Source organism: Eggerthella timonensis (assembly GCF_900184265.1).
In the GTDB taxonomy this organism is placed as follows: domain Bacteria; phylum Actinomycetota; class Coriobacteriia; order Coriobacteriales; family Eggerthellaceae; genus Eggerthella; species Eggerthella timonensis.
On record NZ_FXXA01000002.1, the window covers coordinates 2281664 to 2294361 of the forward strand.

Here is a 12698-nt window from a genome sequence, read left to right on the forward strand (position 1 = left end):
GCAGGCGAGCCACAAGCGCACCCCCCCCCGGCGTCGCGCTCCCCGCAGGCGAGCCAAACGCAGCCTCCCGACGTCGCACTCCCCGCGGACGAGCCGCCGGTCCTCGTCCGGGCGGGGAATCGGCCCTAGCTCGGGCGGGGAACCGGCCCTTGTCCGGCCGACTTCGCCCTCTCGCCGCCGGCGAGCACGTTTTTCCGGTCCTTTGTGTTGCAGAATCGGGTTTTTGGCAGGTTTCGCGTGCTTCTCCGAAGAGTTTTCGATCAAAACCCCAGGTCGCGATTTTCCGCAACCTCGAAGATGCCGTCCCGGACGGTTCAAGATTGCCAAAAAGCCGATTCTGCAACACATGAGGTCTCGCCGGTCGCGCATCCGGCGAGATACGGCCGCGCACCCGGCGAGATATGGCCGCGCATCCGACGAGATACGGCGGCGCCCCCGGCGAGATGCGACGATTACGCACCCGGCGAGATGCGGACGCGAGCGCCCGGCTGCGAGCCGTGCCGCGCGGCGCGCTCCCGCAGCCGGGCGCTTTCCGGTAGAATGAGCGGCATCGAGAAGAAAGGAAGGACCCCTGTGACCGCGAATCTCCAGCTCGACCGCCTTCCGCGCACCGTGGAACTGGCGCGCGGAGCCGACGGCTCCGCGACGCTCGCCTACGTCGACCAGCGCCTGCTGCCCGCCGAGCTGCGCATCGCGCGGACGCGCGACTGGCGCGCGGTGGTGGGCGCGATCAAGGCGCTCGCGGTGCGCGGCGCGCCCGCCATCGGCGTGGCGGGCGCCGCGGCCGTGGCGTTGTGGGCGCAGCAAGCCGCGGCCGGCGCGACGGGCGCGGGCACGGGGCCGGGCGCGTACCGGTCAGCCCTCGAGGCGGCGGCCGAGGAGGTGGCCGGCGCGCGCCCGACGGCCGTCAACCTGCGCTGGGCCGTGGAGCGCGTGCGCGACGGGGCCGTGGCGGCCCTCGACGGGGGCGCGGCGCCCGGGGAGGTCGCCGAGGCGCTGTACGACCAGGTGAAGCGCATGGAGGCCGAGGACGAGGCCGCGAACCGCGCCATCGGCGCCCACGGCGCCGCGCTGTTGCGCCCGAGCAGCTGCGTGCTCACGCACTGCAACGCCGGCAGCCTTGCCACGGCGTTCTTCGGCACGGCGCTCGGCGTGGTGTACGCCGCGGCCGCCGAGGGCAAGATCGAGCGCGTGTACGCCGACGAGACGCGCCCGGTGGGGCAGGGCGCGCGCCTCACGGCGTGGGAGCTGGGGCGCGCGGGCGTGCCCTGCACGCTCGTCTGCGACAACATGGCTGCCAGCCTCATGGCGAAAGGCGCAGTGGACGCCGTGGTGGTGGGCGCCGACCGCATCGCGGCCAACGGCGACGTCGCGAACAAGATCGGCACGTACGGCGTGGCCGTGCTCGCGCGCCACCACGGCATCCCCTTCTACGTGGCCGCGCCCTCGTCCACGATCGACGCGTCCGTCGCCGACGGGGCGGGCATCCCCATCGAGGAGCGCGATCCTGCCGAGGTGCTTCCGCAGCCCCTCGAGGGGGTGCAGGTGTGGAACCCGGCCTTCGACGTGACGCCCGCCGCGCTCGTCACGCGCATCGTCACCGAGCGCGGCGCGTTCGAGCCGGGCGGCTTGGTATACTGATATACTGATCCACACCGATCCCGCGGGCCGCCCGCGAGCGGGCGACGGACAAGGAGGGCCTTATGCGCATCATCCATCGCGAGGACCAAGAGCAGCGCGAGCACGTCGAGCTGGCGCGCGACGCGGCGTTCGCCGACGAGAGCGACGGCCGCGACCGCTCCACCGAGCCCGACATCCTGCGCACCGACTTCCAGCGCGACCGCGACAAGATCCTCCACACGAAGTCGTTCCGACGCCTGTCGCACAAGACGCAGGTCTTCCTCGCCGCCGAGGGCGACCACTTCCGCACGCGGCTCACGCACACGCTGGAGGTGGCGCAGATCGCGCGCACCATCGCGCGGGCGCTCGGGTTGAACGAAGACCTCGCCGAGGCCATCTCGCTCGGCCACGACCTGGGGCACACCCCGTTCGGCCATACCGGGGAGGAGGCGCTCGCGCGCTGCATCGCCCGGCACAAGGGCGTCGACCCGGCCTCGCCCGAGGCCGAGGGGTACTACCGCCACAACGAGCAGAGCCTGCGCGTCGTCGAGCGCATCGAGAACGGCGGCAAGGGGCTCAACCTCACGCCCGAGGTGCGCGACGGCATCGTCAACCACACGGGAGACCTGCGCGCCGAGACGCTCGAGGGGCGTATCGTGGGCACGGCCGACCGCATCGCGTACGTGAACCACGACATCGACGACGCCATCCGCGCGGGAATCCTGCGCGAGGAGGACCTGCCGGCCTCGACGCACGCCATGCTGGGCCCCGACCACTCGTCGCGCATCGAGACGCTCGTGCTCGACATGGTGGAGACATCGGCGGCCGTCGACGACATCCGCATGAGCGACGCGGTGTGGAACGCCATGATGGAGCTGCGGTCGTTTTTGTTCGAGCGCGTGTACAACGCGCCCGCCGTCACCGACGAGGTGGCGAAGGCGACGCACCTCGTGGACGATTTGTTCGAGCACTACGTGGCGCATGTCGACGAGGTGCCGCAGGAGTACCGCGCCATCTCCGAGGGCGACGACCTGCGCGCCGTCACCGACTTCATCGCCGGCATGACCGATCGCTACGCCAAGAACCTCTACCAGCGCATCTTCATACCTAACGCGCTGCATTATTAGGGACGGCGCCTTGCGCCCGCGCGGGCGGGCCCTCGCGGTTCTGCCCGCGCCGGCTTTTCCATCCTTGCGCATGTGCACAATGATTGTATAATCGTCTGACTATGCTTTCGGGGGATCACATCAGGCAATCGTTTTCGGCGGCGCTGCCCATCATGCTGGGCTACGTCGCCATCGGCATACCCTGCGGCATCCTGAGCGCCTCCATCGGCATGAACGAGCTGCAGGTGTTCCTCCTGTCCGCCGTGTTCTATTCGGGCGCGGGGCAGTTCATGATCCCGAACATGTGGCTGGCCGGCTCGCCGCTCGCGTCCATCATCGCCAGCGTGTCGCTCGTGAACACCCGCCAGATGCTGTATTCCGCCTCGTTCGCGCCGCGCTGCGAGCACGTGAAGAAGCGCTTGGCGTTCTTGTTCGCGGCCACCGTCACCGATGAGAGCTACGGCGTGAACACGGCGAAGTTCGAGGAGGGCGGCTGGTCGGTGGGCCGCGCGACGCTCGTGAACCTGCTGTCGCAGAGCTCCTGGGCGCTGTCGAACGTGGTGGGCGTGCTCGTGGGCAACGCCATCGGCATACCGCTGGCCATCGCGTCGTTCGCTATGACCTCCATCTTCATCTGCCTGCTGGTCACGCAGAAGGTGACGCCCGCGAATGTGATAGCCGCGGCGTTCGCCGTGCTGGGAGTGTACACGTGCAAGACCATCGGGCTCGCGGGCCCGGCCATCCTCGTGGGAGCGCTCGCGGGCGTGATGGCGGCGCTGCTGTTCACCTGGGCGAAGGAGCGCGGCTGATGGCGACGATGGGCTGGGGCGATTACTTCGTCGTGCTGGGCTGCTGCGCGCTCACCATGCTGGTATGCCGCGTGGTTCCGCTGTTCGTCCTCAAGGGCAAGGAGCTGCCGCAGGGGGTCGAGCAGGCGCTCGGCTTCATCCCGCCGGCCGCGTTCGCCGCGCTCGTGGCGAACGACCTTCTGACGCCCGGGATGTTCGACGCGGGGCTGTGGCCGGCCGCCGCGCCGCTGGTCGCCGCGCTCGTGGTGGCGCTCGTCGCGTGGAAGACGAAGTCGCTTCTGTGGTGCGCCGTGTCGGGCGTGGCCGCCTACGCGCTGCTCACGCTGGTGTAGGGCGCAGCGTCGGCGACGGATCGGCGCGCCCCTTTCGCATGGGGCACGGAGGGCCTTCGTGAAGGGAGAGCGGGCCGAGAGGCGGTTTCCCTGTGGGCATGGCCTGTGCCCTCGCACGCGAGGAGGCGTTGTGCGAGAATGAACAGTTGACGGTACCTTGTGCGAAAGGCGTGCACCTATCATGACGCAGACCCCCTCGGCGCTCTTCGATTCGGCGAACTTCGTGGTGCTCTACATCCGCTGCGATGCGTTCGAGCGCTGCCTGCGGGCGCACGGGCTCAGTGCAACGCAGCTTGCCGTGCTGCTCAAGCTCGAGGAGATCGACGGTGCCGAAACCGCCATCCAGGACCTCGCGGAGCTCGTGCGCGTCCAGCCGAACGTGGTCACCCAGGCCGCCAACGAGCTCGAGCGGCTCGGATTCGCCGAGCGCTGCACGCGAAGCGGGGACGGCCGTTCGAAGTACCTGCTGGTCACCAAGCGGGGACGGGAGTTCCTTTCTCAGTTCGACGGCGAGCTTTACGTGGCGCTGGAGGATCTGTTCTCACCCGAGGGCGGCATGCAGATTCGCGACGTTTTCGAGCGAGGCCTGCGCATCGGCGCGCGAGTGGGAGAGCTGTGGTCCGAGTCGTTCGTCGAGCGGTATCCTTCGGCCACCAACCTCGTGGCGGTCACTTCGTTTTTGCGCCGCGTCGAGCGCGAGCTGCGCAAAGGGGAGGGGACCACGCTGAGCGAGGCGCGCGTGCTGCAACGGCTCGACGAAGTGAGCCTGCCCATGCGTGTGGTCGACCTGTCCACCTACCTGCGCCTTCCTGCGGCTACCGTAACGCGCGCGGCATCGAAGCTTGAACAGTCGGGTCTTGTCGAACGGCTGGTCAGCCGCCATGATCGCAAGGCCGTCTACTTCGATCTCACCGACAAGGGCCGTTTGTCTGCCGCGTCCATCGAGCGCACGCTCAACCGCCTCAGCAACGAGATGTACTGGGGACGGCTTCCGGCCGACGACCTGTCGGTCACCGATCGAATCAAGGAGCACACGCTTGCCGTCATCCGCTCCGCCGAGCAGCGCGAGCGCGACGAGCGCCTCGCGGCCTTGGAATCGGCGGCTCGCCGCTAGCGTGCCGCGCCGCGTTCGAGCGGTTTTCTCCGAAATAGCTTGACAACCCTCTATCTGACTGTATCATGCAAATATAAAGTTACCTAAGTTAGGTAATGAAAAAGATATGGGAAGATTGGAAATGCGGTCGAGTGCCGCGAGTCGGAAGGGAAGGGAAGCCGATGGGAACCGAATTGAATCGAAGGGAGTTCCTGCTGGGGATGGGTGCGAGCGGTTTGGCCGTCGCAGGCGCGGGGATGCTGGCGGGGTGCGCTTCGGGGGAGGACGCCCAGAGGGCGGCTGCCAAGGAGGAGCCTGCGGAAGCCGTGGGCCGGACGGACGCTCCTTCGTCGTGTTCGACTCCAACTGGGACGAGTACCTCCAGACGTTCGGGCAGAAGGCGTGCCGGGAGCCCATCCAAGAGGGCGTCGCCCGCCAGCCGCTCGTCCCCGAGTACTATCAGGACTACCATGCGGGCGTCCAGGACGCGATCGATGCGGGCATCATCAAGGAATGCGGTACGCTTGCAGAGCTGGCCGAAGAGCTCGGACTCGATGCCGACGTGCTCGTGCGCACGGTTGAGGATTGGAACGCCATGGTGGCGACCGGGCACGACGACGAGGTCTTCCCCTATGAGGACGGCTGGCTGCATCCTGTCGACACGCCGCCCTACTACGGGGCGAAGATCAGCGGGAACCTGTTCATGACGCAGACGGGGCTGCTCGTGAACACGAGGTTGCAAGTGCTTGACACCGAAGGGCGCGCGATCCCCGGCCTGTACGCCGGTTGGCATACCGCCGGCGGCGCGGCGGCGCCCGTTGCCGTGACCAGCATGGCATTCGACACAGGCGGCGTGAGCAAGTCCTACCTTGGCGGCTATCTGGCTGCGGAGAGCATCGCCGAGCTCGAGTAGATCACCTCTCGCGGCCCCGGGGGCTTCCAACCCCTCCCTCCCTGGAGTTCCCGGTGGCCGCTTCACCTGCATTCAACCATCCAACAGAAAGGAAGGCATCATGGTCGACATCAAACGGAAGGTTCGCCGCACTGCCCGCGCGGCCGGCGCGGCGGCGGTGTGCGCCTCGTTCGCGCTGGGCGCCGCCGGCTGCGGCGGGGCCCAGGCGGCGGGCAAGTACGTGCCCGGAACCTACACGGGCGAGGGCAACGGCATGAGCGGCCCCATAAAGGTAGAGCTCACGGTGGACGCGGAGTCCATCGCCAGCGTCGACTCCATAACTGATTCCGGCGAGACCAAGGGCGTCGGCGGCAAGGAGGCCATCGAGGACGGCACCTTCGCCGCCCAGATCATCGAGGCCCAGTCCTCCGAGATAGACGGCGTGTCCGGCGCCACGGTGACCACGGGCGGCGTCAAGCAGGCGGTGGACAACGCGCTCGCCCAGGCGGCGAACGAGTAAGGATGTAAAGGACGGGCCGAAAGGGCAAGCCCCCTTTTGGCCCGACGAAGGGCCGGAAGGCTCGAAGGGGAGTGGTTCGAGATGGAAAAGACGATGGACAGGCGCGATTTCCTGCTGGGCATGGGGGCGGGAGGCCTCGCCATGGCGGGGGCCGGCCTGCTGGGCGGCTGCGCCGCTCCTGCTCCCGAGGGAGCGGCTCAGGCGAAGGCGGCGCCCGACGAAGGAGGGGCTTCCGATGGGGCGCCGAAGGGCATAGCCTCCACGGCGCCCATCGAGCCGGTCGGCGTTCCGCAGGCGTGGGACAAGGAAGCCGACGTCGTGGTGGTGGGCATGGGCGGAGGAGGCTTGAACGCCGCTTCGCGCGCACGGCAGCTGGGCCTCTCGGTCATCATCATCGACAAGCTGGCGCGCCCCGGCGGCAACAGCCAGAGCGCCACCATGTTCACCATCGGGGGCGGCACGCCCGAGCAAGACGCCGTCGGCTTCGCCACGCCGTCGTTCCCCTACGAGGTCGACAAATGGGTCGACCATATGATGACGGGCCTGGGCCAGGGCGGCAACCCCGAGATGCTGCGCCTCATCGGCGAGAACATGCCGAAGTGCTTCAGCTGGATGACCGAGACCTACGGGCTCGAGTGGACGATGGGTCCGAACGCGTCCTATTTCTTCGTGCAGCAGGACGGCATGACCAAGATCATCGACGCTGCCTCGTCCTATGCCCAGGGCGAGGGCGCGGAGTTCATCCAGAGCTGCGAGGCGCAAGCCCTCGTGATGGATGGGGATCGCGTCGTGGGCGTGAAGGCGAAGCAGGGCGACGGTTCGGAGATCTTCCTGCACGGCTCGAAGGCGGTGCTGCTTACCGGCGGCGGCTTCGCGGCCAACAAAGACCTGCTCGCCGAGCACTGTCCGAGCGCGCTCGAGCGCGCCAAGGCGTGCTACCTGGCCAACACCGATACCGGAGAGTGCTTCCGCATGGGGCTCGGCGCGGGCGCGGACATCGTGAACCGCAACTGCTACACCATGTTCGACGGCGGGATGGACTGGGAGGGCCATGGCGGCGAATGGTGCCACTACCTGTTCGACGGTGCCACGCAGCTCGTGCGTCAGCCATGGCTGGCCATCAAGAAGGATGGATCGCGCATCCGCTACATCGACATCATGGAGAGCATGGGCGCGCTGACCGATCTGGCCGCCGTGCAAAGCGCGTCTCCCGGAGGCGAGAGCTACGTGGTGTTCGACGGCCGTTGGGACGACTATCTCAAGGGCGTCGAGAACTACATGTCGGGCTTTTGCCAGTACGAATGCCGCATGCCCGTGCAGGACGGCATGTACAAGCAGGCCGATATCCCCGAGTACTACCAGGACTACCATCAGGGCGTGCAGGATGCCATCGACGTGGGCGTCATCTGCGAGTGCGACACCCTCGAGGAGCTTGCCCGCGAATTGGGGCTTGACGAGGAGGTGCTGGGCGCGTCGGTGGAGAAGTGGAACGACATGGTGGCCTCGGGCAAGGACGACTTCGTCTACCCCTACAAGGAGCAGTGGCTCCATCCCATCTCCGAACCGCCTTTCTACGGCGCCAAGCTGGGAGGCTTCCTGTTCATGACGCAGACGGGCCTGCTCGTCAACACGAAGATGCAGGTTGTGTCCTCGACGGGCGCGGTCATCCCCGGGCTGTACGCGGGCTGGCATACCGCCGGCGGCGCGGGAGCGCCCGACACGGTGACCAGCATGACCTTCGACACGGGCGGCGTGAGCAAGTCCTATCTGGGCGGTTACCTGGCCGCCGGCTTCATCGCAGAGGAGGAGTGAGGGAAGGCTTCGAGCCGCGAATCCGACTGACGTGGTTTTATTTTATCGACGCAATGATATCATGACGGTTTGAAATGGAATCGGGTATGATCGGAGGGGATGCGCGCTCGTGCGCGTCTCCTCCGAACGTCTGCCATGCGAAGAGAGATTGCGATGCGCACCTTGCCCTACTTCGATTCTGTGAACTTCATCGTGCTCGACGAGCGCTACCGTCTTCTCGACCGGGTGCTCGTCGCCAACGATCTCAGCCTCACGAAGCATTGCGTGCTGCTGAAGTGCGTCGAGCTCGAAGGCGTCAAAGTGCCTACCAAGGATATAGCGGAGATGCTCGGGCTCAAGCCGAGCATCGTCACCCAGGCGGTCAACGACCTCGAGGGCCGGGGCCTCGTCGAGCGCCTCGCGTCGGAGGCTGACGCGCGCGCGAAGCACGTCGTCATCGCGTCGGCCGGCCGCGAGCTCGTCGACAAGGTGGACGGGGAGCTGTACGCTTCGATGCGGGAGCTGTTCAATCCCGAGGGCAACGCCGAGAACCGCGGGTTCCTCGAGCGGGGTCTGCGCGTGGGCGGCAAGATCGGCGGCATATGGTCGACGAAGCTGATCGAGGCGTTCCCCTCGTCGACGAACCTGACCGCTATCTCCTTGTTCAGGCGCAGCGTCGAACAGGAGCTCAAGGATGCGACGAGGCTCTCGCTCAGCGAATGCCGCGTGCTCCAGCGCCTCGACGAGGCAGGCGAGCCCCTCCGTATCGGCGATCTGGCCGATCAGATGAGGCTCTCGCCGACGATCGCCACGCGCGCGGGCGCGGGCCTCGAACGCGCGGGCCTCGTTCGGCGCCTCTTGAGCCCCGACGACCGCAAAGCCGTCTACCTCGAGCCCACCGAGGAGGGGGAGCGGGTGCAGGACGCGATCGCCGAGCGCCTCGACGCGATTGGGCGCGACCGTTATTGGGGACGTCTCGACGCGCAGGATCTCGAGGCCACGATGAAGATCCGCGAGCTCTTCGACCTCGCGAGGAACCGTCGAGCCGAGGAGGAGCGCCGCCGCGCCCTCGCATCGCTTGAAGCCCGCTGAGCAGCTTCCGCGCCGCCTTCGCGGGCCCCTCTTCATCGCCGCGTCGCTTTTCTTGCAGAAAAACCTTGACAAGCCTATTTTCCGATTCTATATTGCAAGTATATTATTGCTCAAATAAAGCAATAATATACATACAGTAATGCCGCAAACAAACAAGCGAAGGGAAGCGGCAAGGAGAGAAGGAGGGCAAGGATGGAGAAGGGGATAGACAGAAGGTCGTTCCTCGTCGGCGGCGCGGCCGCCGGCATCATGGCGATGGCTGGAGGCGCGCTTGCGGGATGCGCGACCGGGAAGGCCGACGGAGCCGATGCGGCTTCCGGCAAGACCGGGACGGCGCAGGGCGAGGCGAAGGCCGAAGTCGCGCGGAACGATCGCACGGCCCCCATCGAGCCGGTGGCCGTGCCGGAGAAATGGGACAAGGAGGTCGACGTCGTGGTGGTGGGCGCGGGCGGCGGCGGCCTGAACGCGGCCTCGCGCGCTTGCCAAGAGGGACTCTCCTGCGTCGTTCTGGAGAAGCTGACGCAGCCCGGCGGCAACACGCAGAGCGCGACCATGTTCACGCTGCCTGGCGGCACTGCGCTGCAGAACGAGGCGCAGATCGCGCTCCCCGAATACCCTTACGACGCGGTCAAGTGGAACGAGTTCATCGCGAAGAGCTACCATAACGGATACAACCCCGACATGATCAAGCTCATCGGCGAAAACATCGTCCCGTGCTTCGATTGGATGACCGAGACCTACGGCTTGGAATGGCAGCTGGGCAACGGCGGCACTTACGCCACGGTGGCCCCGGTGGGAATGACCGTCATCACGGAGGCGGCCTACCGCTACGCCACGGAGAACGGGGCGGAGTTCCTGCTCGGATGCGAGGCGTTGGCGCTCGTCATGGACGGCGAGCGCGTCGTGGGCGTGAAGGCGAAGGCTCAGGACGGCTCCGAGATTCACCTGCACGGCAAGAAGGGCGTCCTGCTCACGGGAGGCGGCTTCGCGGCGAACAAGGACCTGCTCGCCGAGTACTGCCCCTCCGCGGTGCGCCGGGCGGTGTCGTGCTACCTCACGAGCACCGACTCCGGGGAATGCTTCCGCATGGGGCTCGGCGCAGGGGCCATGGTCTCGGCGCGCAACAGCTTCGCCATGTTCGACGGCGGCATGGACTGGGAGAACCATGGCGGCGAGTGGTGCCGCTACCTCTACGACGGGTCGACCCAGCTCGTGCGCCAGCCATGGCTTTCCATCGATTGCGCGGGGCGAAGGATGCGCTACATTCCTACGAAGGTGGGCGGGGCCCTCACCGACCAGGCCACCGTCGAGACGTCCACGCCCGACAACCGCGCCTACGTCATCTTCGACTCCAACTGGGATGAGTACCTCCAGACGTTCGGGCAGAAGGCGTGCCGCGAGCCCATCCAGGACGGCGTTGCGCGTCAGTCCTATGTTCCCGCGTACTACCAGGACTACCATGCGGGCGTCCAAGACGCCATCGATGCGGGGCTCATCTTCGTCTGCGACACTCTCGATGAGCTTGCGGAGAAGTTGGGCCTCGACGCGGGCGTCGTGAAAGCTTCGGTGGACGATTGGAACGCCATGGTCGCTTCCGGCCACGACGACTTCGTGTTCCCGCTCGAGGACGAGTGGCTTCATCCCGTGGACGCTCCGCCGTACTACGGCGCGAAGATCGGCGGGAACTTGTTCCAGTCGAAGACGGGGCTGCTCATCAACACGAAGATGCAGGTGCTCAACACGAAGGGAACGGTCATCCCCGGCCTGTACGCCGGCTGGTACACGGCGGCATCCGGTATCGACGACCATCTGAGCACCATGGCAGCTTCGGTGGGAGGGGTGAGCAACTCCTATTTGGGAGGGTTCTTGGCAATCGGGACGATTGCGGAAGAAGAGTAAGCATGCGCGCAGCATCGCGCGGGATGTTCGGATCGATGAGAGAGGATGGGTCGAGGCTATGAAGACTGCTATGGGCAAGGCCATGCGCGCAGCGGGCGCAGCGGCGGTGTGCGCCTCGTTCGCGTTGGCGACGACGGGGTGCGCCGCCGGCGCGGCGGAGGCGGCGGGCAAGTACGTGCCCGGAACCTACACGGGCGAGGGCAACGGCATGAGCGGCCCCATAAAGGTGGAGCTCACGGTGGACGCGGAGGCCATCACAAGCGTGGACGGCATCTCCGATTCCGGCGAGACCAAGGGCGTCGGCGGCAAGGAGGCCATCGAGGACGGCACCTTCGCCGCCCAGATCGTCGAGGCCCAGTCCTCCGAGATAGACGGCGTGTCCGGCGCCACGGTGACCACCGGCGGTGTGAAGCAGGCGGTGGAAAACGCGCTTTCGCAGGCGAAGAGCGAGTAAGGCTCGCGCAAAGACGACGGATGCCCGCAGGAGCGGGCATCCGTCGAGCGCTTTCGAGGATGGAGGAACGGGCGATGGCCGAAGCGCTGATGAGAGAGGGCGGCCTCCGCGTAGAGTACGAGGAACCCGATGCGGACGGCTTCGCGTCGTGCAGGTTTTTCGCGTTCGACACGGTGGTGTCGATACGCGTTGGGACGTGCGTCGGAGCGGAGCGCGCGGCAACCGCCTTCAACGCGCTCGAAAGCGCGGTTGGGCTGTGCCGTCGGTTCGAGCGGCTCCTATCGAGAACGTCGGCAGGCGGGGACGTATGGAATCTGAATCGCTCGACCGGAGAGCTGATCGAGGTGCATTCCGACACATGGGATGCGCTGCGGGACGCAAGGCGCTTTTCGGCAGAGAGCGGAGGAACATTCGATTTCACCATGGGAAGCGTGACGCGGCTTTGGGATTTCCATGAAGGGATCGAACCCGATGCCGATGAGCTTGCAGACGCGCTCGCCCATGTCGGATGGCGCAAGGTGGAGCTGTTCGAAGCCGACGAGCCCGGCAGGCGGCGGCGTTTCGCGCGCAAGGCCGACCCTTTCGTCTGCGTCGACGTCGGGGGCACGGCGAAGGGGCTGATAGCCGATCGCGTCTGCGCTTTGCTGCGTCAGGCGGGCGTGCGCTGCGGATACGTGGATTTGGGCGGCAACATCGCCGTGTTCGGGGGCAAGCCGGAAGGAGCTCCTTGGCTCATCGGCGTGCGCGATCCTTTCGGCAATGAGCAACCTGTCGCCATCGTGGCTCTTCGCGACGGGTCGGTTGTGACGAGCGGCGCATCGGAGCGGAGCTTTTTCCGGGCCGGAAGGCTCTTCCACCATATACTCGATCCGGTTACCGGCATGCCGGTCGATTCCGATTTGGCCAGCGTGACGCTGGTCGCCCCTACATCGACTGAGGCGGACGGGCGCTCCACCATGGTCTTCGCCATGGGGCTCGAGCGGGCTCTCGGCTATGTGGAGCGATGCGAGGAGCTCGAGGCGATCCTCGTCGCAAAGGACGGAAGCGTGCTGTCGACGAGCGGGCTGCGGTGATCCTTTCTGGTTTTCGT

General features: G+C 66.8%; 12 protein-coding genes. All 12 read left to right on the forward strand.

Annotated features, from left to right (window positions below; genetic code table 11):
- Nucleotides 1-573 precede the first annotated feature (573 nt).
- Nucleotides 574-1641, forward strand: coding sequence for an S-methyl-5-thioribose-1-phosphate isomerase (gene mtnA, locus C1A15_RS09470; RefSeq protein ID WP_101722330.1), 1068 nt, complete (start codon nucleotides 574-576; stop codon nucleotides 1639-1641).
- A gap of 62 nt (nucleotides 1642-1703) precedes the next feature.
- Nucleotides 1704-2747, forward strand: coding sequence for a deoxyguanosinetriphosphate triphosphohydrolase (locus tag C1A15_RS09475; protein WP_101722331.1), 1044 nt, complete (start codon nucleotides 1704-1706; stop codon nucleotides 2745-2747).
- A gap of 101 nt (nucleotides 2748-2848) precedes the next feature.
- Entirely contained in the window at nucleotides 2849-3535 is a 687-nt protein-coding gene (locus C1A15_RS09480) for an AzlC family ABC transporter permease (protein ID WP_101722332.1), read from the forward strand.
- A complete protein-coding gene (locus tag C1A15_RS09485) occupies nucleotides 3535-3867 on the forward strand; it encodes an AzlD domain-containing protein (RefSeq protein ID WP_101722333.1) in 333 nt (110 codons plus the stop codon). Before C1A15_RS09480 ends, C1A15_RS09485 begins: the two co-directional genes overlap by 1 nt.
- A gap of 181 nt (nucleotides 3868-4048) precedes the next feature.
- Nucleotides 4049-4981 carry a MarR family transcriptional regulator gene (locus C1A15_RS09490; RefSeq protein ID WP_101722334.1) on the forward strand — a complete coding sequence of 311 codons (933 nt, stop codon included), beginning with the start codon at nucleotides 4049-4051 and terminating at the stop codon, nucleotides 4979-4981.
- 121 nt (nucleotides 4982-5102) lie between these two features.
- The gene (locus C1A15_RS09495) at nucleotides 5103-5873 is read left to right on the forward strand and encodes an FAD-binding protein (protein ID WP_281254153.1); all 771 of its coding nucleotides are present in this window, start codon (nucleotides 5103-5105) and stop codon (nucleotides 5871-5873) included.
- Between the two features lie 100 nt (nucleotides 5874-5973).
- Nucleotides 5974-6372: an FMN-binding protein gene (locus C1A15_RS09500; RefSeq protein ID WP_101722336.1), complete on the forward strand. Its 399-nt coding sequence runs from the start codon at nucleotides 5974-5976 to the stop codon at nucleotides 6370-6372.
- 81 nt (nucleotides 6373-6453) lie between these two features.
- Entirely contained in the window at nucleotides 6454-8184 is a 1731-nt protein-coding gene (locus C1A15_RS09505) for an FAD-binding protein (protein ID WP_101722337.1), read from the forward strand.
- A 153-nt stretch (nucleotides 8185-8337) separates the two neighbouring features.
- Nucleotides 8338-9255, forward strand: a complete 918-nt coding sequence (locus C1A15_RS09510) for a MarR family winged helix-turn-helix transcriptional regulator (protein WP_180953058.1) — start codon at nucleotides 8338-8340, stop codon at nucleotides 9253-9255.
- 192 nt (nucleotides 9256-9447) lie between these two features.
- Complete coding sequence (locus C1A15_RS09515; RefSeq protein ID WP_101722339.1) at nucleotides 9448-11154, forward strand: FAD-binding protein; 1707 nt, start codon at nucleotides 9448-9450, stop codon at nucleotides 11152-11154.
- Nucleotides 11155-11212: 58 nt separating this feature from the next.
- A complete protein-coding gene (locus C1A15_RS09520; RefSeq protein ID WP_245864990.1) occupies nucleotides 11213-11608 on the forward strand; it encodes an FMN-binding protein in 396 nt (131 codons plus the stop codon).
- A gap of 74 nt (nucleotides 11609-11682) precedes the next feature.
- Nucleotides 11683-12681, forward strand: coding sequence for an FAD:protein FMN transferase (locus C1A15_RS09525; RefSeq protein WP_180953059.1), 999 nt, complete (start codon nucleotides 11683-11685; stop codon nucleotides 12679-12681).
- Nucleotides 12682-12698 lie beyond the last annotated feature (17 nt).